The organism is Exiguobacterium sp. s127, assembly GCF_018618695.1.
GTDB lineage: Bacteria > Bacillota > Bacilli > Exiguobacteriales > Exiguobacteriaceae > Exiguobacterium_A > Exiguobacterium_A oxidotolerans.
Genome location: NZ_JACSMO010000005.1, coordinates 228142 through 248548, shown reverse-complemented (window position 1 = coordinate 248548; position 20407 = coordinate 228142). Strand labels below are relative to the sequence as shown.

Annotated in this window: 27 protein-coding genes; 13 read left to right on the top strand and 14 right to left on the bottom strand. The window is 49.7% G+C overall.

All coding sequences use genetic code 11. The features are described 5' to 3' along the window. The 3 genes from KNP98_RS09310 to KNP98_RS09300 form a co-directional block, all read right to left on the bottom strand. Nucleotides 1-284 (bottom strand): helix-turn-helix domain-containing protein (locus KNP98_RS09310; RefSeq protein WP_214811250.1); only part of this gene is annotated, 284 nt, incomplete at its 3' end. Between the two features lie 231 nt (nt 285-515). Beyond that, nucleotides 516-1310 (bottom strand): cytochrome c oxidase assembly protein, encoded by a 795-nt coding sequence (locus KNP98_RS09305; protein ID WP_214811252.1) that lies wholly within the window; start codon nt 1308-1310, stop codon nt 516-518. A gap of 3 nt (nt 1311-1313) precedes the next feature. Further along, nucleotides 1314-1784, bottom strand: coding sequence for a DUF2243 domain-containing protein (locus KNP98_RS09300; protein WP_088836960.1), 471 nt, complete (start codon nt 1782-1784; stop codon nt 1314-1316). 227 nt (nt 1785-2011) lie between these two features. Between KNP98_RS09300 and KNP98_RS09295 the strand changes: the two genes are divergently transcribed. The 5 genes from KNP98_RS09295 to KNP98_RS09275 all read left to right on the top strand — a co-directional run bounded on the left by KNP98_RS09295 (nt 2012) and on the right by KNP98_RS09275 (nt 4247). Next, complete coding sequence (locus KNP98_RS09295) at nt 2012-2554, top strand: hypothetical protein (RefSeq protein WP_088836959.1); 543 nt, start codon at nt 2012-2014, stop codon at nt 2552-2554. A gap of 49 nt (nt 2555-2603) precedes the next feature. Next, nucleotides 2604-2822, top strand: a complete 219-nt coding sequence (locus KNP98_RS09290; RefSeq protein ID WP_088836958.1) for a PLD nuclease N-terminal domain-containing protein — start codon at nt 2604-2606, stop codon at nt 2820-2822. 153 nt (nt 2823-2975) lie between these two features. Then, nucleotides 2976-3419, top strand: coding sequence for a MarR family winged helix-turn-helix transcriptional regulator (locus KNP98_RS09285; RefSeq protein ID WP_214811247.1), 444 nt, complete (start codon nt 2976-2978; stop codon nt 3417-3419). Beyond that, nucleotides 3416-3841, top strand: a complete 426-nt coding sequence (locus KNP98_RS09280) for a MarR family winged helix-turn-helix transcriptional regulator (RefSeq protein ID WP_088836956.1) — start codon at nt 3416-3418, stop codon at nt 3839-3841. Before KNP98_RS09285 ends, KNP98_RS09280 begins: the two co-directional genes overlap by 4 nt. A 22-nt stretch (nt 3842-3863) precedes the next feature. Further along, nucleotides 3864-4247 carry a hypothetical protein gene (locus KNP98_RS09275; protein WP_214811245.1) on the top strand — a complete coding sequence of 128 codons (384 nt, stop codon included), beginning with the start codon at nt 3864-3866 and terminating at the stop codon, nt 4245-4247. 247 nt (nt 4248-4494) lie between these two features. On the opposite strand, the gene KNP98_RS09270 is transcribed toward KNP98_RS09275, so the two are convergent. From KNP98_RS09270 to KNP98_RS09260, 3 genes are all read right to left on the bottom strand, one after another. Continuing rightward, complete coding sequence (locus tag KNP98_RS09270) at nt 4495-4659, bottom strand: hypothetical protein (RefSeq protein WP_214769437.1); 165 nt, start codon at nt 4657-4659, stop codon at nt 4495-4497. 145 nt (nt 4660-4804) lie between these two features. Then, complete coding sequence (locus KNP98_RS09265; RefSeq protein ID WP_214811243.1) at nt 4805-5164, bottom strand: hypothetical protein; 360 nt, start codon at nt 5162-5164, stop codon at nt 4805-4807. Nucleotides 5165-5228: 64 nt separating this feature from the next. Further along, entirely contained in the window at nt 5229-5906 is a 678-nt protein-coding gene (locus KNP98_RS09260) for a glyoxalase (RefSeq protein WP_214811241.1), read from the bottom strand. A 113-nt stretch (nt 5907-6019) separates the two neighbouring features. On the opposite strand from KNP98_RS09260, the gene KNP98_RS09255 reads away from it, so the two are divergent. Continuing rightward, nucleotides 6020-6886 carry an alpha/beta fold hydrolase gene (locus KNP98_RS09255; protein WP_214769445.1) on the top strand — a complete coding sequence of 289 codons (867 nt, stop codon included), beginning with the start codon at nt 6020-6022 and terminating at the stop codon, nt 6884-6886. Between the two features lie 115 nt (nt 6887-7001). Here the strand turns inward: KNP98_RS09255 and KNP98_RS09250 are convergent, their stop codons facing one another. Next, nucleotides 7002-8051: a DUF871 domain-containing protein gene (locus KNP98_RS09250; RefSeq protein ID WP_214811238.1), complete on the bottom strand. Its 1050-nt coding sequence runs from the start codon at nt 8049-8051 to the stop codon at nt 7002-7004. Nucleotides 8052-8187: 136 nt separating this feature from the next. Between KNP98_RS09250 and KNP98_RS09245 the strand changes: the two genes are divergently transcribed. After that, nucleotides 8188-8676, top strand: a complete 489-nt coding sequence (locus KNP98_RS09245; protein ID WP_088836948.1) for a DUF4825 domain-containing protein — start codon at nt 8188-8190, stop codon at nt 8674-8676. Nucleotides 8677-8767: 91 nt separating this feature from the next. Here the strand turns inward: KNP98_RS09245 and KNP98_RS09240 are convergent, their stop codons facing one another. The 3 genes from KNP98_RS09240 to KNP98_RS09230 all read right to left on the bottom strand — a co-directional run bounded on the left by KNP98_RS09240 (nt 8768) and on the right by KNP98_RS09230 (nt 13123). Then, on the bottom strand, nt 8768-10141 hold the full coding sequence (locus KNP98_RS09240; protein WP_214807988.1) for a PTS transporter subunit EIIC: 1374 nt from the start codon (nt 10139-10141) through the stop codon (nt 8768-8770). Nucleotides 10142-10154: 13 nt separating this feature from the next. Then, the gene (murQ, locus tag KNP98_RS09235) at nt 10155-11039 is read right to left on the bottom strand and encodes an N-acetylmuramic acid 6-phosphate etherase (protein WP_214811236.1); all 885 of its coding nucleotides are present in this window, start codon (nt 11037-11039) and stop codon (nt 10155-10157) included. 143 nt (nt 11040-11182) lie between these two features. After that, nucleotides 11183-13123 (bottom strand): glycoside hydrolase family 3 protein, encoded by a 1941-nt coding sequence (locus tag KNP98_RS09230; protein ID WP_214811233.1) that lies wholly within the window; start codon nt 13121-13123, stop codon nt 11183-11185. 312 nt (nt 13124-13435) lie between these two features. Between KNP98_RS09230 and KNP98_RS09225 the strand changes: the two genes are divergently transcribed. Further along, a complete protein-coding gene (locus tag KNP98_RS09225; RefSeq protein WP_214811230.1) occupies nt 13436-14098 on the top strand; it encodes a type 1 glutamine amidotransferase domain-containing protein in 663 nt (220 codons plus the stop codon). A 58-nt stretch (nt 14099-14156) separates the two neighbouring features. Next, entirely contained in the window at nt 14157-14441 is a 285-nt protein-coding gene (locus tag KNP98_RS09220; protein WP_214765759.1) for a putative quinol monooxygenase, read from the top strand. 54 nt (nt 14442-14495) lie between these two features. Here the strand turns inward: KNP98_RS09220 and KNP98_RS09215 are convergent, their stop codons facing one another. Continuing rightward, on the bottom strand, nt 14496-15359 hold the full coding sequence (locus tag KNP98_RS09215; RefSeq protein WP_214765756.1) for a LysR family transcriptional regulator: 864 nt from the start codon (nt 15357-15359) through the stop codon (nt 14496-14498). Nucleotides 15360-15475: 116 nt separating this feature from the next. Between KNP98_RS09215 and KNP98_RS09210 the strand changes: the two genes are divergently transcribed. Beyond that, nucleotides 15476-15985, top strand: a complete 510-nt coding sequence (locus tag KNP98_RS09210; RefSeq protein ID WP_214811228.1) for a hypothetical protein — start codon at nt 15476-15478, stop codon at nt 15983-15985. A gap of 20 nt (nt 15986-16005) precedes the next feature. On the opposite strand, the gene KNP98_RS09205 is transcribed toward KNP98_RS09210, so the two are convergent. Both KNP98_RS09205 and KNP98_RS09200 read right to left on the bottom strand, forming a co-directional pair. Continuing rightward, on the bottom strand, nt 16006-16326 hold the full coding sequence (locus KNP98_RS09205; protein ID WP_214811226.1) for a hypothetical protein: 321 nt from the start codon (nt 16324-16326) through the stop codon (nt 16006-16008). Between the two features lie 158 nt (nt 16327-16484). Further along, nucleotides 16485-16814 (bottom strand): winged helix-turn-helix transcriptional regulator, encoded by a 330-nt coding sequence (locus tag KNP98_RS09200; RefSeq protein ID WP_012370213.1) that lies wholly within the window; start codon nt 16812-16814, stop codon nt 16485-16487. Between the two features lie 329 nt (nt 16815-17143). On the opposite strand from KNP98_RS09200, the gene KNP98_RS09195 reads away from it, so the two are divergent. The 3 genes from KNP98_RS09195 to KNP98_RS09185 are packed head-to-tail and all read left to right on the top strand — an operon-like array spanning nt 17144 to nt 19601. Beyond that, nucleotides 17144-18346 carry an MFS transporter gene (locus tag KNP98_RS09195; protein ID WP_214811224.1) on the top strand — a complete coding sequence of 401 codons (1203 nt, stop codon included), beginning with the start codon at nt 17144-17146 and terminating at the stop codon, nt 18344-18346. Between the two features lie 12 nt (nt 18347-18358). After that, nucleotides 18359-19309: a TIGR03571 family LLM class oxidoreductase gene (locus tag KNP98_RS09190; RefSeq protein ID WP_214811222.1), complete on the top strand. Its 951-nt coding sequence runs from the start codon at nt 18359-18361 to the stop codon at nt 19307-19309. A gap of 13 nt (nt 19310-19322) precedes the next feature. Further along, the gene (locus KNP98_RS09185) at nt 19323-19601 is read left to right on the top strand and encodes a winged helix-turn-helix transcriptional regulator (protein ID WP_214769462.1); all 279 of its coding nucleotides are present in this window, start codon (nt 19323-19325) and stop codon (nt 19599-19601) included. Between the two features lie 14 nt (nt 19602-19615). Here the strand turns inward: KNP98_RS09185 and KNP98_RS09180 are convergent, their stop codons facing one another. Continuing rightward, nucleotides 19616-20359, bottom strand: coding sequence for a class I SAM-dependent methyltransferase (locus tag KNP98_RS09180; protein ID WP_214811220.1), 744 nt, complete (start codon nt 20357-20359; stop codon nt 19616-19618). Between the last annotated feature and the right edge of the window lie 48 nt (nt 20360-20407).

Sequence of the window (20407 nt, the reverse complement as noted above, 5' to 3'; positions counted from 1 at the left end):
TGCTTCTTGAAGAAGCGGTCAAAGGCATCAGCAAGATGTTTGACGCTCGCTTGCACAGACGTGCTATCGACTTCTTTCAACCAGTCGAATGCCTGCTTCAACGAAGGAATTTCTTTCGAGCAAGACCCGTAAGACAGTCCTTTCCCTGTCGCTTTATACGTCTCATCCCACTTCGCCAAGAAGTGGTTGAAGACGAAGCGTGAACAACCGATCGTCTTCGCGATCAGGATTTCCTGTTCTTTTGTCGGATAGATTCTGAATTTGTAGGCCTTGTGAGTCAACATGATGTTCACCTCCTTACAAAGGATATACCCGAAAGAGAGGTTGGCGATTCATCTCCCACTTTCACTCGGGCTTCACCCTGACCGTTTAGAAGTGGGCGTATTCTCGCCTGATTTTGATAAACCGAAGAAAGAATTCGCTTATTGCAAATTTCTTCTCCAGTTTTCGTTACGGCTGGTGTTGCCGTTGATTCTTATTATGATGTGGATGTTCGAACGAATATAGCATCTTCTTCATTCCTGCCTCATTTCCAATGTTTTTGACGCTTGTAAACGCGGCGCCGTCGCCTCGTACCAGTGATAACAGAGAATGATGATGAGCGCGAGATCAACGACATCTCCCCCGTAATACATCAGCATGGCCCCTTGTTCCGCTTCCGCCTTCCCCACTCCACCGGGTGGATGAGCGTAGAGATATTTCGAAAGAATCTTATGCCCCGCCAACGCCAGTATTAAAATACCCGCCCGGTAGACGTGACTGTAGCGGTGCGGCGTCAAATCGATATAGATCAGGGCACTTGTAAACAAGTAACCGGCCAGGAAGACGTGGAGATGGATCAGGGCATAGAGTGCAGTCGACTGATGCATCATCGGATAGAGTCCTGTCGTATAAAGCAGGTACAAGCCGCCGATGTTTAAAACCGTTGCCGTCATCGGGTGCGTCAAGAGACGAAGCGGCTGACTGTTCAAGACGCCCGTCACGCGTCTTGCCGCCTGCACGGGTAGCGTCCGTAACAATAACGTCACCGGCTTCGCAAACACGAGCAGGAGTGGTGCGAGCATCCCGAGTAAGAGATGCCCCGTCATATGTCCCGCGAAGTTCATGTGTGCCCAGTCTGCAACCGGACCGACGAGCGCAGCACCGGCACTCAGTATCCCGCTTCCCCAAAACACGTACCGATGGATTGGCCAGCGCCGGTAGTGATTGTTCGTTTTCCAGGCGGAAACCGGATAAACGAGAAGTAAGACGAGCACGAGGAGCGTCACACTCGTTTCAAAACCGTTTCCCATGCCTTCATGCGTATGCATCACTTATTTCACCTCCTCTGTCGTCCGCAGTTGTTTCCCGGTCTGCAGGAATAACACAATCCCTCCCGCTAAAATAAGCGCAGCGATTGCATTCCAAGCGATATCATACGGAAGAAGTTCCACACCGTAACGAATTTGATGAATTGCGAAGACTTTATGATTGATCAGACCATCGTACAATTGGAAAAAACCTCCGCCGATCATCACACCACTGATCCACCGCTTCATCCAAAAGGCGGATCGTCTCCGTAAGTCCGCAACTAAAAACAGGGCTGCCACTGTCGCGAACCAACTGAATGCGTGAAACAGACCATCGGAAAACAGTCCGACCGCGGTCGTTGATTTGTCATAAAAATGATGCCAGCCTAACAATTGGTGAAAAATGACTTCGTCTAAAAATGCGACGAGACCCAGACCGAATAAAAAACCGGACCCGAGGTTGCGCAACGCATAACGCTGTTGATTTTTCTGCATGAACGGACACTTCCTTTTTTTAGATATACACTTCAACACGAATTTTCCCTCTTACAGGTGTGATAAACGTATATCTTCCAGGAAAATGACCGCCTGGAATGAAAAGATGCTTTCCCCCTGTCCATTTTTTTGATTTTGATTACATAATATTAATACCGTTCCTTTTATATTTTTTCCAAAAAGTGTATATTCAAAGTACTAGTCAAAAAGGAGGTTCCACGCATATTATGAAATTCATCAGGACACCCCGGAGGCCTGCACTAAAATGGATTCCCGAAAATGAATGGCCGGATGTATGCAGGAGCCGCTCCCTTACGATTCAGGATCATCCACAGGAATCTTTAATAGGACTGGCTTACAACAACGAAAATCAAGTCGTCCAAGTTACGCGCAATGTACACAAGTTAGATTTTATCTATTACGTCACGCTATTAGAGAATCCGCAAACGACCAAGTCGCTAATCTCATCCCGGTCACACATGACGATTGAGTATACTAAAACGTATCATTGTAATCATAAAGAGGTTGCAACCTTTACGTTACTTGACGTCCACGTCCGCAAAGAAGGACTCGGCGAACGTAACCTTCTGTTAGAAGCTTTGATTAATGATGTACAAAAACGTCATCTTTATTATCGAATCAGCGGTGACTTTGAAATCGTCACGCATCATGGCCAAGTATCGACAGATTGTTTTACCCGGTACGGTTTTCAATTACATCAAAATGCATTGATCCTTCAAAATTTCAATGCCGAACTTTTTGTGACGTAACGATCTGATGATCAACGTCAATTATTTTTGGAGAGTGCGGTGACACACTATGAATCATATTCAATCATTTTTACAAAAAACGATTTATTTGACGGGGTTTTGTTTACTCGCCGTCGCTTGTATCGATTTGTTTAAGCGTCAGCAGACACGTGGACCGAAGTGGGTTTGGGGTCTCACCATTTTCAGTGTCAATTACATCGGCCCTCTCCTTTATTTAGCTTGGGGCCGTCACCCGGCAGACAATGTAAACAAGCAAAGCGCCGATTAAAAACACATCGCTATACAACGCCTGTCCTGCTACTGGAACAAGTATTGTACAGCGATGTGTTTTTTCCAAAAATAAGAGCTAGTCCCGCCCCCTTTTTTGTGTTATTTTGTATCTAATCAAATCGTACTATCACTTTAAAACAAGAGGTTACATATGCAACCCAATACAGAGACATTACCGATCGCATGCTGGAACACGATTACGACGTACCACAATCATCAAACGAAACAAGTCAATGCCTTCTTAAAGACGTGGGACCTCTCGCACACGATGTTCGAGGTCTTGCGCTGCTTAAAGTCGACGACGTGTACAAGTCAAAAAGAAATCGCCCGCCTGATTCATGTCACGGACGGGACGATCTCTCAAGGGATTAAAAAGCTGTTCGCCAAGCGACTGATCGAAAAACAACGTCACCGCAAGGTCAACTATTTCCATCTGACACCGGCTGGAGAACGGTTTTTAAACGAAGTCTTACCGAAGTACGAACGTTTTCAAGCGAATCAATTTCATGCCTTGACCGCATCGCAACAACACGCGTTACATCAACTTGTAATGCAGCTCCATAGTACACAACAACAGGAAGGGGAAGTTCGATGAATCCACATGCTGCCTTTTCATCGATTGGACACTGGCAATCGATCCAACGCATCCACAATCGTTACGTCAAAGAAGTCAATGATACGTTAAAACAATGGGAACTCTCGCGTTCTCAATTCGATATGCTCTATACGTTGTACCAACTAGAGAGCGCGACACAAAAGTCGCTTGAGACGACACTCGAGCTCTCGAGCGGATCGATTTCACAGACGCTTAAAAAACTGATGCAAAACCGACTCTTAACCCGTAAACGGATTGACCGTGAAAAACGGATCGTTCTGACGGCGGACGGAGAAACACTCGTCCAGGCATCCGCGCCGGTCATCGAAGTCATCGACGAGCGTTACTTTCAGTCCTTTACGAAAAACGATCATCAAACGTTTGATCAATTGTTGAACAAAATGCAAAACAGTCAATTTTGATAGCAAAAGGAGGCCGGCCGGCATGATTCTCAGACACTACACCCATCGTCAGTTTTTACCGGCAATCGTTGCCCGGGGCGGCATCTCTACGAACCTTCACACGGAAAGTCCGCATAGCGGCTATTTACTGTTTGAGCTAAACCCTACAACAGATCAACTCGCACAGACCGTCCATCAGTTCTATTCGAACTCAAAACACCCTTGGGACGAGACGGATACGGTCGTGCTCGATTTTGACTTCGTCAAACTGCAGGCTGCCGGCATCGAGGTGCACAAGACACCGCATCACTTCGCTGACGGCCTGGCGCCGAATCAACCTGCGGATTCTTTCCGCTTCGTCCAAAGCTTTTTATCGCTCGGTTATTTAACGGAAGCGTCACGAGAGCAGCTGTCGGAATACTATTAGAATGCGATATGACTAGCTGACTTAGAATGGAAAGAAGGAATTGCCATCGACATAGATGCGCAATTCCTTCTTTTTTTCGTTCTATATTATCAAATTGGCCCTCAGGCAATAGTCTGAATGGGCCACTTTCTCAGGTTTGCCACTACAAGAGTGAAGCCTAGTTTACGTTTCATCTTCGGTTTTCCTCATAGAAAAATATCCTCGAAACCGTGCTCTGTTCCAGCCTCAATTCAAATTATTTTAAGACTTATTTTTTAGCAGTCGACAATACACCATCCGCAGTAAATTTTACAAATGCACCTACACAAATAGCTAGCATTACTGCACCTGCTTTTGTCTCATATGTACTCGTAAAGAACAATACAGCCGATATGATGATCGCTACGATGGCAGCCATATAGTATTTATTCAAAACCATCTTCTCCTTTCAATGTACCTTCACTAAATACATTACAAATACGTTGTCAATCAGTAAACGTCCGTCCGTCGCTAACGGGCGCCAAGCGTTCGGGCATTAGGAGCTTGCTAGCGTCGTTTTTAACAATTTTTAATCTTTACTACATAACGCGTTTATACAAGAACAGCATTGCCGTGTACGTAAGCATTTGCAAGCTAAACATGATCAATAACGCCGTCATGACATGTTGAATGAGATTAAAGTGAACGAGCGCTAAGAGAGAGAACGCATACACAATACTTAAAGCATAAGATGTACTGCCACTTTTCGACTGGACGGACCGTTGCCGCTCATCAACCAAATCGTTCGGCGGAAAAACCAAATCAACCGTTAACTGGGTGATGCCCGCTAAAATTAAAGCGATGCTGAGCGTGTCCGGTCCTTCAAATACAGCTAAGTATCCTCCATAAAACAGAAAAGCAGCAGCTAGAAAACACCTGAACACATTGACTCTTTTCATGATTCACTCTCCTCTTTTAGACGTCATTAACATATTTTTAATCGCGTAGACACCGTTCTACCTCTTATTTACGATGCAGCACACCCTCCCGATCAAGTCGGACATGCATCTGATTATCGATTTCTAACTCGAGCGGACTCGTCAGCGCTATTTTCGGTGAAAATAACCACGGCCGTCCGGCACGTCCGAGCAACAGATGGGTTCCGTCTTCCGCTTCTCCGAGGAAGTTCAGGACATCCGGTTTAATTGGCTGACGATCCCGCCGAACGATACCGAGTTCAGCAAATCTTGCCCCGACACCGGCGACGTCCTGCGTCGTCACGTTCATTTCACCAATATCGAGAATATCGTCCACCGTAAACGTTTTTAGCGACTTGTTCGGATTGACATCACGCCGGGCAATCAACTCAACGACGTTCTCATCCGGATCGTAAAAGTAGATGGAATGGGCATCGATGTTTTCGAAATAGATTTCGTCCGCACCGTCCTCGATCAATAATGGGACACGTTGCCGCAACCAATTCTTCGCCAGCTGAAACGCATCTCCCGGAATATTGAACGCAAAGTGATATTGTTTCTCTTCCTGCATCGTGTCCTGTTCAAACCGAAGCTGACTCGTCCCGATTTGAACCGCAAAGGATGTTTCCGTTTCCTCGACGAGCGGAAAACTGAGTGTCCCAGTGTAAAAGTCCTGCATCGGTTTTACCTGATTCGTCCAAAGTGTCGCAACTGTAATTTTCATTCCGCATTCCCTCCATAGTGTTTCCCTTCAATTTCTTAGCTTCAGTATACAGTAAATGATGTATAATAATGGTTAAAAAGTAAGAACTCACCTATCGAAACGGAGGAAGTCAAATGAAACGGTATAACATTGAATGCGCAGGTACCTCTACACAGGTCACCGAATGGGGCGAACCGGATCGTCCGGTGATTTTTTGCCTGCACGGCCTCGGCGGAACAAGCCTCAGCTTCATTGAACTGGCTGATTCCTTGAAACATGACTACCGGATTGTTTCGATTGACGCCCCGGGTCACGGGAAAACGGCACCGTTCACGGACGAACGTGATTATCAGTTCGCGCGCTTTTCTAACTGGTTGAACCAACTGTTTGAACTTCTACAAATCCAAGATTTCTATTTTCTCTCGCACTCCTGGGGCAGTTTCATCGCGCTCTTTTATCAGAAGGAACAGCCGGAGCGGGTCCGCGGATCAATTTTGATTGACGGCGGGTATCAGAGTAAACGGTTGCGGGGCACACTCCTCGAGCAGGAAGCTGCCTTTTACGAGACCGACTTCGAAGAATCGGTCGCAACACTCGAAGCGTTTTTAGACGTCGCTGTCTATGGACCGAAGATGCGCCGGTCGCCGTTACTTGACTTGGCCGGACAAGATTTCGTCCGGATGCAGGACGGACGGTATTACTGGCATGCCCGTGCGAAAACGGCGCGTGCGATCCTGGCGGCAATGTATCAGGACGAAATTCTCGACTTCCTTGACGACGTCCCGGGAGACAACGTACTGTTGCTGCGGGCGACGTTACCCGTCTCGGATGAACCGTTCCGCCAAGAAGCGATTGCCATCTGGCAGGAGAAAACCGGTGGGACGGTAATATCTGCTCCGTCAACTTCCCACATCTTGCACTGGGATGATCCGGAGGTTGTCCTTGAAGCGATTCGGAAAAACTGGTCAACGGATGATGTTTCCGCCCCCTTCACGAGATAGATGACATGGAGCTAATCATGATAGCTTGCACAAAAACAACAAGAGACGTCCCACGCCGAGCATATACAAGGCATGGACGTCTCTTCTTACGTGACCTGCTGTTAGGCCACTACGATCAGCACCATTCGATTTGAAACCGTCCCCCGGGTCCAATCTGTTGCAGCAACGGCCAATCCGCCTCGATCACGCGACCGATGACATTGACCCGTTCGTCGCCCGCAAGATTCCGTTTCGTGACTTGCAATTCGCCGGCGTACCGTCCGTACTTAAGATTGTCGATTGTGATCGAGCCGACAGGCCGGTCTGATACGGTCGCGGGTTCAAGCCATCCATTGCCCGGCCGACCGGAGCTACGCGACTCGACGGACCGGATGACGTCGCGTGCCGGATCCAACCGGTTCGTCTGTACGCGCGTCAACAACGGATCACCGCTTGGACCCGTCGCCCGGAGGACAATGATTCCCTCCTGATAGGCAGCAAACTGGTTCATCGTGCTCGCCGACAAACCGGGGTCTCCGATCAGAATCCGGTCGACGGATGCTTGAAGCTCGAGGTAACAGGCAAACGGTGCTCTCCTGCGGTGGTCTTCGAGCGTCGGTAACGTGGCATGAAGCGGACCACGCAGTTGTCCGTCTCCCGGAATGAACGCTTGGACACGGATTCCCTGCCCACGGAGCCATTCATTTTTATCATTGAACCAGCCCAGATCGAGTCCTGTTTCCGGTCGCGGATAATAGTTGTGCCAGGCCTCGATCTGCTCAAGGACAAGCCCCTCCGCTTTCATCGCAGCGAGCTCCTCTGCCGTCAGCGTGCTGGCGTTTAAGGCGACCATCATCTGTTTTGACAAGTCCGCGACCTGCTTCGGCGTGATGCCATAATCGACCCGCAGACCGGTCACGCCCCATTCGATTAAGCTAGCAGCATCGTCCCACGTCTTGCCGAGTGCGGCAAGCGAACTCGGTGCGATATCCGCGACGAGTTCCATCTCGAGCTCCCGAGCGAGCGCCCCGAGGTCCCGCAAGCGCTCCGTATACAGCGTCGGGTCGTCTTCCGGAATATGTAATGAGGTAAAGATTGAGGTAAAACCAATTGTCCGCATCTGCCGGATGTTGTCTTTCGCCTCATCAGTCAATGGTTCACTTAAATAAACGGCGAGTCCTTTCATCTGCTTCACTCCTCTTGATTGACTGGATATTTGCTCTTAACGAATTGTTAATAAAGTACCAATATAAGAATTTTTTAGGAGGTATTCTACAAATTATGATACCATGAGGAGGAGATACTTAAAGGAGCGATTATCAATGAAACGAATTTTAATCCCATTGCTGTCGATTGTCTGCCTCGTACTGATTTGGAACGGCTACAGCCAACGTGCTGATTCAAAGGTGGACCTGTTCCACTACAAACATACTTATGTCGGCGATAACAGTGCTGTCGGAACGATCGTCAAGCAATTGGCACACCATCAAGAGTTGCGACAGATCGCTCTTGAAACCAAACAAACACCGTACGGAATCACTTTAGACTATAAAGAAATTGAGACAGAAGAAGTCGAACAAGAAATCAAAGAAACGGTCTTGTATAATGCAACCTATCTCTTTGCACTTATCGACAATGTCGACCACATCACCTTTTCGTTCCCGGACTATACCTTCAAGGTGACGCGGGAACAGCTTGACGGGTGGTACAACACGCAACTCAGCACAATCGAACAGGAACAGGACTTGAAAAAGCTGATCCGGAATCAGCTGAAGTCCGATAAATCAGTGAATCAGTTTTTTGCTCATTGATTTTGAATGGGCCGGGAGTCAAAAAAAGATGGAACATCACCTCAACCGTGATCTTCCATCTTTTTATTTCTTCTGAAATCCTCTATCCCCGTTAAATCCCGTCTGCCATTTCCTCCTTAAAGCCAAACCAATACGTAAACAGGAACCCTGCCGCGTATGAGATGACGAGACCAGCGATATACGTCAAGTACATCCCGTTATCAATCAACGGTGTCAATGATAGACCGGATACACCGATTCCAAGCGCCGTCGTCTTCATCGTCGCCTGGAACGCACCACCGACGGCCGCTCCCATACAAGCCGTCAAGAATGGACGACCGAGCGGCAACGTGACCCCGTACAATAGCGGTTCACCGATCCCGAGGAAACCGACCGGAATCGCCCCCTTGATGATGTTACGTAAACGCTGATTCCGCGTCTTGACGAAAATCGCCAGTGCCGCCCCGACTTGTCCGGCACCTGCCATCGCGAGAATCGGTAAGAGTGGCGTATCGCCAATCGTGTTCAGGAGCTCCAAATGAATCGGTGTCAAGCCATGATGGAGACCGACCATGACGAGCGGCAGGAAGAATCCGGCGAGCACGGCACCGGCGAGTGGTCCACCGACTTCAAGCGTTGCATTGATGCCTAACATGATGCCGTCGGACAAGATGCCGGCGACCGGCATGATTGCATAAAGTGCCGTAAAGCCGACAATCAAGACCGTAAACAGCGGTGTAAAGATGATATCGATCGAGACCGGCATGAAGCGGCGGATGTGTTTTTCAAGATAGGTCATCAGCCAGGCGGCAAAGATGACACCAAACAACCCACCCCGACCGACGACGAGCGGTTCCCCGTATATAACGATGTCGACGAGTAACGGATTAAATAGAATCCCGCCGGCAATCGCTCCGAGGACAGGTGTGCCGCCAAACTCCTTCGCCGTGTTCCAGCCGACGAGGATCGCTAAGTAGGCAAAGACGGTACTTCCGAGTAACAATAGAATCTGCATCCAGGTCACTGTTGCATCGACTCCGGCATTCTTCGCAAAGTTCGCTCCGCCGTTGATGATTCCGGATGCGACCAGTCCCGGGATGAGCGGGATGAAGATGTTCCCGATCCGGCGCAAGAAGCGCTTGAACGGGGATTTTTGTTTCTCTTTAACTTTTTGCCGTTCGATCGCGGCCCGTTCCTCGAACGTCAAGTTTTCGTCGACCGATTCCTCACCGATTGCAAGTCCTGTCGTGCGGCTGAGATGATCCGCGACCCGGTTGACCGTCCCCGGTCCGACGACGAGTTGCAACGTCTCGTCATCGATGACACCCATGACACCGTCGATTTGTTTAAGTGCCTCGATGTCTGCTTTCGTCGGGTCTTTCAGCGACAATCGGACCCGTGTCATGCAGTGGGCGAGTTGCCGAATGTTATCCGTTCCCCCGACCTGTGCGAGGATGGCTTCCGCCAAGATTTCTTCTTTTTTCATCTTTTATCCCCCCTTAAAGTGCATCACGGACGAATCCGTTTGCGCGGTGCAAGCGTTCGACTGCTTCATCATACGATATGTCGGCTAAAATCATCACGATCGCCGTCTTGACGTGACCGTTCGCCGAAGTGAAAGTACGCGCTGCCGTCTCTCCGTCAACCCCGGTCGCTTCGACGATCATCCGTTTCGCACGGACTTCTAACTTTTCGTTCGTCGACTGGACGTCGACCATCAAGTTTTGATAGACCTTTCCGACGCCGATCATCGCCGCCGTCGAAATCATGTTCAGGACAAGTTTTTGTGCCGTGCCTGCTTTGAGTCGAGTTGAACCGGTCAAGACTTCCGGTCCGGTTTCGACTTCAATCTTGTACTGCGCGTGCTTACTGATGACCGCTTGTTTGTTACAGGACAGGGCAGCCGTCGTCGCACCGACTTCGTGTGCATAATCCAGTCCGCCGATGACATACGGTGTCCGTCCGCTCGCCGCGATGCCGATGACGGTGTCGTTTACGTTTACTTCGAGTGCCTGTAAATCTTCGACGGCAAGCGTCTGACTGTCTTCCGCCCCTTCGACGGCTTGAATCAGTGCCCGTTCCCCACCCGCAATCAGTCCGACGACCATGTCCGGCGAGACACCGAACGTCGGCACACATTCCGCCGCGTCGAGGACACCGAGTCGTCCGCTCGTCCCGGCTCCGATGTAAATCAGGCGCCCACCGGCCTGAAACGACGTAATGATCTGTTTGACGACTTCTGCAATCATCGGAATCTCTTGTCGGATGATGCTCGCAACCGACGTATCTTCTTCATTCATGACACGCAGAACCTCTTCGACCGCCATGTCGTCCAGGTGCATCGTTCGTTCGTTTCGTCGTTCTGTTGCTAATTTATCTAACATCGTCAACACCCTCTCTACTCACTATGTAACCTTTTAAAAAACTTTAGTTTACTCTTCTTAACAAACCATTAAAATTTTATTGCAAAAAAAGTCAATAGGGAAAGCCCAATCCGATTGATTGAGCTCATCTATTCCCTTCACACTTACCGGTTCCAATTCCGGAACCCGTCTCCAAACTCGAGATGAAGCGCCTCTTTAAAGAGACCATCCTCAAATTTCGGGACATCGACCGGCAGTTTCCCCTGTGGTTTCACTTCACCAAAGATGGCACGGATTCCTGCCGGTAAATTCGGTCCGGCCGATTTCGTGTTCCCGGCTTCCGAGTCGGGCCCGTTCGGATCGCCCTTAAAACCGTACACAAGCAGTTGCGCTTTCGCGTCCGGTTGCACGGCGACATCATACGGATTCCGGAGACTGAGCATGACAGACGGTGTTTTTGTGCGTTTCGCCTGACGGAAGACTTCCGCCGGTACATAATGATCCGCCGACGTCGCTTTCAGCTTGTCACTGTTGTTGACGTTTGAGCCGATGATGATGTAGTCCGCCGCATCCAGCTTTTCCTGCAGATTCGGATTTTGATCCAGGTGCGGCGTCGACGCCGTATAATTTCCCGTCACGATGTTGACGTGTTTCAGGTTACCGGCGTTTTTCTCAAGCGACCGGATCGTCTTGACCATACTGTCCGTCTGATCTTTTGCCGGTGACAGGACGAGGATCGTCTCGCCTTTCTTCGGTTTGATCGGCAGTGTTTTCTTATCATTCTTGACGAGCGTGACCGCGGCTTCCGTCATTTCTCGTTCAAGTGCTTTATGCTCCGGACTGCCGACGACCGTTTTTGCTTGTACGAGTTTTTCGTCGAGCGTCGCCGCGTCGACTGTTTCGTTCCAAATGCCGCGCGTTGCTTTTAACGTCAAAATTCGTTCGACGGATGCGTCAATCGTTGCTTCCGATAATTGACCGGCTTCAACGGCTGCAATCACATCGTCAAAAATCGTCTCCAGTTTCGTCACATCGTTCGCAGATCTTAAAATCGTCGGCATCAAGGCGATATCGCCCCCGGCCTGAAACGTCTTGATGACGGCTTCCGACTCCGTGAAGTTGTCGGCAATCGCCTGCATGTTCAAGGCATCGGTGACGACAAGTCCGTCATAGCCGAGTTCTTCGCGCAGGACACCGGTGATGACGTCATCCGACAACGTCGCCGGTAACGGGAACGTCCCTTGTTTTGACTCGACGACTTCATCCTCGATTTGCGGCATCCCGATATGTGCCGTCATGATCATGTCGATGCCTTCCGCAATCGCCCGTTTAAACGGAATCAGTTCAAGCTGTTGTAATGCTTCAAGTGATTTATCGACGACCGGCAGACCGTAATGCGAATCGACCGCCGTATCCCCGTGTCCCGGGAAGTGTTTTGCTGTCGCAACGACACCTTGTTCCTGGATGCCGTGTGTCATCGCCGAACCAAGCTTCCCGACAAGACTCGGATCACTCGAAAACGAGCGGACGCCGATGACCGGATTGCCCGGGTTGTTGTTGACGTCAAGGACCGGACCAAAGTTGACGTTGATGCCGAGGGCCTTCAACTCGGACCCGATGATGCCTCCTGCCGCTTCCGCATAAGCCGGACTGCGGGTCGCCCCGATTGCCATGTTGCCCGGTAAGTTCGTCCCCGTCCCGAGGCGTGTCACGATGCCGCCTTCCTGGTCAATCGTCACGAACAGCGGAATGTCGTTACTCGCGTCACTTTTGATGACTTCCTGCAAGTCATGGACCAGTTTCGTCGTCTGTTCCGTTGCACTGACATTTTCCGCAAACAAGATGACGCCGCCTAAGTCAAACCGGTCGATGACCCGTCCGACTTCCGGTGCCAACTGCGTATGGTTGACCCCGTCCCACAGCCGGAAATCCGGCATGATCATTTGTCCGATTTTCTGTTCGATCGTCATCTGATCGAGTTGTGCGTCGACCCGCTCCGTGACGGATGGTGTCGTTTCGGCCGCGACCGGTTGCATCGGTAGCGACGCAGCGAGTAGCGCCGTCGTCAATCCGAGTGTTGCCGTCCAGTTGAGTTTCTGTCCCATGTGCTCAGCTCCCCTTTTGTTTTAACCCCTGCTTGACCTGCTTTTACATCCACTGTTTAGCGTTTTCTAATCGCCGTTGGTACTTCCCCTGCGTTCACCGTTAGTATAACAAGCACTTTGAATAGAAACAATGTTTTATTTGAAAGCGTAATCAAATTAAAATATTGTTTCTATAGACGTTTTCCTTTTCTACAAACTTATCTATAAATTTATTTATGGATAGCTCTATTTTTATTAATTTGTTTTTACATGAACTACACACTATTCTAATCACGTAGCGAATTACTGAACACATCCAAGGAGGAAATAATCATGAGTAAACACGTATTAATGGTCGTCACAAACGCCAGCGAAATGAAAGAAGGACATGCGACAGGGATTTGGTTATCCGAGTTCGGCGAAGCCTATGTCGCGTTCCAAAAAGAAGGCTATACGATTACGGTCGCCAGTCCAAACGGCGGACTTTCGCCAATCGACGCCCGCAGTCTCGAAGACGATGTACCGGCAGACATTCAAGCGACAGCACCACTGCTCGAAAACACACTCGATCTGAAATCCATCAGCGACTTCAGTCCGTTTGATGCCATCTTCATGCCGGGTGGTCACGGGACGATGTTCGACTTGCCACACAGCGATATCTTGAACCACGCACTGCGGACGTTGTTTGAAGCGGGTAAAACGATTGCTGCCGTCTGCCACGGACCAGCTGGACTCGTCAGTACGACATTGACAGACGGAACACCACTCGTCTCCGGTAAAACAATCGCAACATTCACGGATGAAGAAGAACGCGCGACAGGACTCGACATCTACATGCCGTTCCTGCTTGAGACACGTCTCCGTGAACTTGGTGCGAACATCATCGTCGCCGACAACTTCACAGAAAACGTCCAAGTCGACGGGAATCTTGTAACCGGTCAAAACCCGCAATCTACAGTTGCCGTCGCAAATGCCGTCATCAAGACGCTTAACTAATCCACAAGGGACCCGCCTATATTCAGGCGGGTCCCATTTATGAAAGGAGATAAAAGCAATGGTTATTCTCATCGCCCAGATTCAGGTCAAGCCAGGGCAAGGTGACGCGTTCCTTGATGCCGTCAAAGCAGTCATCGCCCCGTCCCGTGCAGAAGCCGGTTGTCTGCAGTATACCTTCCACCGTGAAACCGGTGCATCAGACCACTTCGTCTTTTACGAACAGTGGCAGGATCAGCTCGCCTTTGATGCACATATCGCCTCAAATCATTATCAAACGTACCGGACACAGACTGCAGCGTTGGTTCTTGACCGGAAACTGACTTTCTTAGACGAAATCATGTAATTTCGAGCAGAACTTAATACCTTTCATTAAAAAAGTAGGATCCCCAATTGGATCCTACTTTTTATGTTGCAGGGCAGCTAAAATATCGAGTATCAACGGATCATGCCGCGACTCCGTCCGGTACGCCATGTAGATGTGGTTCGTCGCAAAACGTTCCGGTGCGATGACTTGAATCGTTTCGTCTTTAAGCGCTTGACGAATCAAATAATCCGGCAACACACTGACACCATGCGAAGAAGCAACAGCTTTTAATATGGCATCGACGTTCGGCAACACCATCTCCGGTCGAATGTCCGGCCGTTCTCCAAACTGTGTCTGGTAATAACGGCGGATGATTGGCAGTTCGAGTCCGTAACTGATCCACGGCTGTCGATCCATCCAGCTCTTCAAATCATCGTCCGGTTGTTCCCAGGCGTAAGGGGCGACGAGGAAAAAGGTTTCGTCAGCAATCGGGACATACTGAATACCCGGTTCCTCGATTCGTTTCGTCGAGATGACAAAGTCGAGTTCACCTATGGCGAGCCGCTTCAGCAATTGGTCGGTCAAGCCGAAATCGCCGATGTACTGGGCGAGATCAAGCGGCAGGACCGGAATCACTTCGTGGGTGATGAACTCGGTCGGTCCACCGAACTTCAACAGCGGACGCACTTGTTCACCTGCGACATATTTCATTTCGAGCGACAGTTCTTCCAAGCGGTCAATCAAACCGACGACTTGCGTATACAGCTCCTTGCCGGCATCGGTCGGAACCATCTGCCGCGGGGCGCGAATGAACAACGAGCTTTGCAATTCCGCCTCGAGGGCCGCGATATGCTGGCTAACGGCGGGTTGCGTCAAAAACCGAATCCGTGCGGCCGCTGAGACCGAACGTTGTTGGTACACATGGATGAAGCTCCGGTACCATTCAAAATCTATCATTGTGTTCGCTCCTTTTCCTGCGATACTTTAAGTATAAGGAGCCGTCAGGCATTAGACAAATAACATTTCAAGCAAACATCCATAAGAATATTTATAGTCGAAAAGGATTGATCCAGATGAAAAAATTCAGAGGCAAACGGCGCTACTTCCGAAATCTTCAAAAAGAACAACAACTCAGCGCCCATCCGCTCGATTTCAGTCCTGACAGCTGGTTCGATTTTTGGCACGTCCACCTCGATTTTGACGGACACGGAAACGGTCACCTTAAGATGCGAACAGCACATGTCCAGGCCTTGTTTCATCTAATGGATGAGTTAGACGCCGCTCTTCAAACGTGGGGACAACCGTACCAGCTCTGGATCGAACTGTCCCAGCTGGATGCAGGATCGGACGCGGTTTTCATCCATACAAATAATCCGAACGACGATAATTTTCCGTTTACCGATCCAACGTTAACGGATCTGACCGAAAGATTGCCGGACTATTTGCAAACCATCGAGGGTTTGGAGCAATACCAAATCCGGTTGTCCGAACGAATTACGTATGATCCGTTCGACGACGAACCGGAAGAAATCACGGATCACATTCTCGTCATCGAACGACGAGGGAGTCGTCACCCTCTTTAACCACGTACATACGGATGGTCCTATGAAAGAAACCGTCCGTCGATTGCAACTGACCTTTGTATTCTTTTGAACATCATTTTCGAACCGGCAAGGAACATGATCAGAAGTACGCCGCCGAATATGAGATTGATCAGCCAAGGTAATGTTCCCATGAACACTTCTTTAGCCGCACCGTTGAACCAGTAAGCTAGAGCCGCAAACAACACCACGCTCATCAGCAGGATAAACGAAAAGCCACTGTCCTGCTTTTGTGTTTTCTTGGCAATCCCGCAACCGATGAGAAAAACAACCACTGCTCCAGTTGCAAAATAAATGTAAAACCATGCATCGACAGACAGCATAAACGGACCAGCTCCTATTAAGAAATGAATTTCCTTAATAAGGAATTTTCCGTTTTAATCTCTAATCCTTTCGCACGGTCAAACACTTCAATCGTACTAACAAAAACGACCGCCTGAAATCAGGACGGTCGTTTTGCTGTGCAGTATGATGGTCCGCTTTAAGAAGAAACGACTTCCTCACCCGTCAAATCGATATGTCCTTCACCCCACGCACACATGGCGTCGAGAATCGGACGCAATGACCAACCGTAGTCGGATAAGGAATAGATGACTTTCGGTGGGACTTGTTCGTAGACGGTCCGGATGATGACACCGTCCTGTTCAAGCTCGCGCAATTGCTGCGTCAACATTTTTTGCGTGATGTTCGGCATCAGCTTTTTCAACTCACTCGTGCGGCGTTCCCCTTTGATGAGATGGCACATGATGACGACTTTCCATTTGCCTCCGATGACTTGCAGCGTCGCTTCGACCGGAATGTTATAGGCCATGCTGATTCTTCCTTTCGATTCTTGGAGTACAGCGGGACAGGTACTTTTTAGTGCCTATCGTACTTAAAAGTGCGTACTTCTCAAGTGCATTTGATGGGTTTATGATAACAACTGTCAACAGAAAGTACAAGTTGCTTTCGTCCATTGATTTGATAAAAGTAGGTAAGGTACTTTTTAGTGCCTATGGTACTTGAAAGTGCGTACTTCCTTAATTCAACTTGCCACTCTATGATGGGATGCAGAAGCTTCTCCTTTTCATCAAGCAGACTGGGCCCGGTCTGCCGGCAACAAACTGTTTTTTATTCATTTCAACCTTAGGAGGAATTATCATGAATCAATTAAACCCCCGTTCCGAACAGGAACAGGTTCCTAAAAACGGTCGCCTCGCCCTGCTTGCCCTTGCAATCAGCGCTTTCGGCATCGGAACAACAGAATTCGTCCCGGTCGGATTGCTTGCTGTCATCGCCAACGACTTAAATATCGGCATCACTCTGGCCGGACTAATCATTTCCGGATATGCGATCGGCGTCGCCGTCGGTGCTCCGATTTTGACTGCCCTAACGAACCGGATGAACCGGAAAACGTTACTGATGGCATTGATGGTCGTCTTTATAGCAGGTAATCTCGTCTCTGCCGTCGCTCCCAGTTTTGAACTGTTGATCGTCGCCCGTTTTATCACCGCATTCTCGCACGGTGTCTTCTTCTCGATCGGTGCGACGATTGCCGTTCAGCTCGTACCGGCAGATAAAAAAGCCAGTGCCATCGCCTTGATGTTCACCGGACTGACGGTCGCAACGGTTACCGGCGTCCCGCTTGGTACGTTCATCGGTCAAGCGTTCGGTTGGCGCGCGACGTTCTTCGCAGTCGCCGCATTAGGTCTTGTCTCAATCATCGCCAGTTTCTTCTTAATTCCAAAAGACTTGAAACAATCTCCACCAGCGAAGTTTTCCGACATGTTTAAATTGTTGACGAACGGGCGCTTGCTGCTCGGTTTCTTAATCACTGCGCTTGGTTACGGTGGAACGTTCGTCGCCTTCACCTACTTGACGCCGATCATGCAGGACGTCACGAAAATCAGTCCGAGCCTGATCAGCATCATCCTGCTCGTCTACGGCATTGCCGTCGCGATCGGCAACGCAGTAGGTGGAAAACTCGCCAACGGCAATCCGATTAAAGCGTTGTTCTATATGTTCATTTTGCACGCCATCGTCATGATCGCCTTGTCATTCATGATTCCGTTTAAAGTCGCCGGTATCATCGGCATCATCTTGATGGGACTTCTTGCGTTCATGAATGTCCCGGGACTGCAACTCTATATCGTTCAGCTCGCTGAAAAATATGTCCCGGCTGCCGTCGATGTCGCGTCTGCATTAAACATCTCCGCCTTTAACATCGGGATCGCCCTCGGTGCAACGATCGGCGGACTTGTCGCCGACACGATTGGACTCGTTCACACACCGTGGGTCGGTGGCATCATGGTCATTCTCGCCGTCATTTTGACTGCCGTCTCCCGTCGTCTCGAACACCAGTAAGGAGGAAATTTCATGTTTGACAATCATGCCAGTTACCGGCGGATGTACCGGGAAGGTGAGCTGACGCTCGGTCTCCACATTCCGCTGGAGAATTTTAAGATGCAGACACCGACCCTCGCGAAACAAATCGAGCTGGCACAAAAAGCCGATCAGTTTGGTTTTACAACCCTTTGGTTACGCGACGTGCTGTTGAAAGATCCTTATTTTCTTGATCCTGCCGTCGGTCAAATTTATGACATGTTGATTTATGGTACTCACCTACTCAGTCAGACGAAACAGATTGCCCTCGGAACATCTGCTTTGGTCCTGCCGCTCCGTCACCCGTTACGGGCTGCCAAAGAACTCGCGACGATTGACGCATTGTTCCCGGAACGACTGATACTCGGTGTTTCGTCCGGCGACCGGCAAGCGGATTTTCATGGTCTCGGAATTGATCATCCGAGTCGGGGTGTCCAGTTTAAAGAAGCGTTACGCGTGATGGAGCAAGCATTGTATACGGACTACCCGACGATTCAGTCTGAGTACGGCGACGTCACCGGTGCGACACTCGTGCCGCGACCACAGAAGCGGATTCCGACGATGATTACCGGGTTTGCCCAACAAAACATGGACTGGCTTGCAACCAACGGGGACGGCTGGATGTATTATCCGCAAGGACCTTTGGAACAGGCAAAAGCGATTGAGGATTGGCGCCAGACGAGTCAAGACGCCGGAATAACCCGGTTCCGCCCGTTTTCGATGCCAATGCATCTCGATTTATCTGCTGATCCGGATGAAGAACCGACACCGATCCGACTTGGATTCCGAATCGGACGCAATCGTTTGATTGAACTGCTCCATCTCTACCGTGACCTAGGTGTCAACCACCTTTTCTTCGCCCTGTTCGACAGTGAACGACCGGCGGAAGAGGTCATTGATGAACTCGGAACCTATGTTTTGCCGCACTTCCCGCCGTTACGTTGAGGAGGTGCATCACATGACATCTGATATACGCGCACTTGACCATACGGTCCGGATCCTCGGGACCAAGTTCGAGATGCAGATTATTCGGGTGCTGTTGCAAGCTCCCTGTTCCTTCGAAAAACTGACAGCAGTCGGATCAGCACATTCCACACCTGAGTTGACCGTTTGTCTCGCGCAACTCGAACAACGCGGAGTCATCGAACGACCGGCATCCATCTATCGTCTGGCACCAATCGGCGAGAGTTTGCAGCCCATCTTTCACGCCATCGAAAAACAAACCCGGCATCCGTAAATGGATGCCGGGTTTTATGTCGTCGCGACGAGCGTGAATTCCCACGGGATGTTTTCGCCGTTCCAGCCCCGGTGCTCGTCCAATTGTGCGAGGGTGAAGCCGTTCCGGATGACCGTGTTTACGATCTCACTCATCGTATAGTGCCGCAGCATCACTTTCGGAAACTCCGTTTGCTCAGCGGGATCAAAATGTGATTGATAGGCGATTTTGTCTTCGTACACATCCTGATCGAAATAACGCGGGATGTACGTGTCTTCATCAATACAATGTTTGATCGGGTGATAGTCGCTTAAAATCAGCTTTCCGCCCGGCTTGAGCAAGGCAAACAAAATCGCCGCGAACGCCTCCAGATCATGAAAATAATGCAATATCCCGCCTTCAAGATACAAAACATCAAACTGGTTGCGATACCGGTTCAAATCCATTTCGTAAATATCACCGACGATGTATTCAATTTCTGTCCCGGTACAGGCGGCAAGTTCCAGTGCATAACGGCGGTTTTCTTCCGAGATGTCGAAGACCGTGACGTCAGCACCGAGTAACGCCAGCGGAACCGCTTTGCGTCCGTTCGAGCCGCACAAGTTGGCAATCCGCTTGCCAATCACTTCCCCAAAATAATGCTGATGTTTCTTCAGACTCGCTTTCGGGTCGTTCCTGATTGCTTTCGCCTTGTCCGCCGGCGATCCATCGCGTTGATTCCAAAATTCATAAGCCCGGTATTCCCAGGCGGTTTTGTTGATGGCACTTGTTTTTTCCATACCAGTCTCCCCTTTTGACGTCCCTTTTGATTTTAATGCGAAAAAGTG

What these genes read in the sequence shown, in the direction of transcription:
- KNP98_RS09220 (WP_214765759.1), top strand. Translation starts at nt 14,157, where the DNA reads ATGGTTATTCTCATCGCCCAGATTCAGGTCAAGCCAGGGCAAGGTGAC.
- KNP98_RS09200 (WP_012370213.1), bottom strand. Translation starts at nt 16,814, where the DNA reads ATGGCCTATAACATTCCGGTCGAAGCGACGCTGCAAGTCATCGGAGGC.
- KNP98_RS09250 (WP_214811238.1), bottom strand. Translation starts at nt 8,051, where the DNA reads ATGAAAGGACTCGCCGTTTATTTAAGTGAACCATTGACTGATGAGGCG.
- KNP98_RS09205 (WP_214811226.1), bottom strand. Translation starts at nt 16,326, where the DNA reads ATGCTGTCTGTCGATGCATGGTTTTACATTTATTTTGCAACTGGAGCA.
- murQ (WP_214811236.1), bottom strand. Translation starts at nt 11,039, where the DNA reads ATGTTAGATAAATTAGCAACAGAACGACGAAACGAACGAACGATGCAC.
- KNP98_RS09280 (WP_088836956.1), top strand. Translation starts at nt 3,416, where the DNA reads ATGAATCCACATGCTGCCTTTTCATCGATTGGACACTGGCAATCGATC.
- KNP98_RS09240 (WP_214807988.1), bottom strand. Translation starts at nt 10,141, where the DNA reads ATGAAAAAAGAAGAAATCTTGGCGGAAGCCATCCTCGCACAGGTCGGG.
- KNP98_RS09285 (WP_214811247.1), top strand. Translation starts at nt 2,976, where the DNA reads ATGCAACCCAATACAGAGACATTACCGATCGCATGCTGGAACACGATT.
- KNP98_RS09245 (WP_088836948.1), top strand. Translation starts at nt 8,188, where the DNA reads ATGAAACGAATTTTAATCCCATTGCTGTCGATTGTCTGCCTCGTACTG.
- KNP98_RS09290 (WP_088836958.1), top strand. Translation starts at nt 2,604, where the DNA reads ATGAATCATATTCAATCATTTTTACAAAAAACGATTTATTTGACGGGG.
- KNP98_RS09185 (WP_214769462.1), top strand. Translation starts at nt 19,323, where the DNA reads ATGACATCTGATATACGCGCACTTGACCATACGGTCCGGATCCTCGGG.
- KNP98_RS09180 (WP_214811220.1), bottom strand. Translation starts at nt 20,359, where the DNA reads ATGGAAAAAACAAGTGCCATCAACAAAACCGCCTGGGAATACCGGGCT.
- KNP98_RS09230 (WP_214811233.1), bottom strand. Translation starts at nt 13,123, where the DNA reads ATGGGACAGAAACTCAACTGGACGGCAACACTCGGATTGACGACGGCG.
- KNP98_RS09255 (WP_214769445.1), top strand. Translation starts at nt 6,020, where the DNA reads ATGAAACGGTATAACATTGAATGCGCAGGTACCTCTACACAGGTCACC.
- KNP98_RS09295 (WP_088836959.1), top strand. Translation starts at nt 2,012, where the DNA reads ATGAAATTCATCAGGACACCCCGGAGGCCTGCACTAAAATGGATTCCC.
- KNP98_RS09275 (WP_214811245.1), top strand. Translation starts at nt 3,864, where the DNA reads ATGATTCTCAGACACTACACCCATCGTCAGTTTTTACCGGCAATCGTT.
- KNP98_RS09260 (WP_214811241.1), bottom strand. Translation starts at nt 5,906, where the DNA reads ATGAAAATTACAGTTGCGACACTTTGGACGAATCAGGTAAAACCGATG.
- KNP98_RS09190 (WP_214811222.1), top strand. Translation starts at nt 18,359, where the DNA reads ATGTTTGACAATCATGCCAGTTACCGGCGGATGTACCGGGAAGGTGAG.
- KNP98_RS09210 (WP_214811228.1), top strand. Translation starts at nt 15,476, where the DNA reads ATGAAAAAATTCAGAGGCAAACGGCGCTACTTCCGAAATCTTCAAAAA.
- KNP98_RS09225 (WP_214811230.1), top strand. Translation starts at nt 13,436, where the DNA reads ATGAGTAAACACGTATTAATGGTCGTCACAAACGCCAGCGAAATGAAA.
- KNP98_RS09215 (WP_214765756.1), bottom strand. Translation starts at nt 15,359, where the DNA reads ATGATAGATTTTGAATGGTACCGGAGCTTCATCCATGTGTACCAACAA.
- KNP98_RS09195 (WP_214811224.1), top strand. Translation starts at nt 17,144, where the DNA reads ATGAATCAATTAAACCCCCGTTCCGAACAGGAACAGGTTCCTAAAAAC.
- KNP98_RS09265 (WP_214811243.1), bottom strand. Translation starts at nt 5,164, where the DNA reads ATGAAAAGAGTCAATGTGTTCAGGTGTTTTCTAGCTGCTGCTTTTCTG.
- KNP98_RS09305 (WP_214811252.1), bottom strand. Translation starts at nt 1,310, where the DNA reads ATGCATACGCATGAAGGCATGGGAAACGGTTTTGAAACGAGTGTGACG.
- KNP98_RS09300 (WP_088836960.1), bottom strand. Translation starts at nt 1,784, where the DNA reads ATGCAGAAAAATCAACAGCGTTATGCGTTGCGCAACCTCGGGTCCGGT.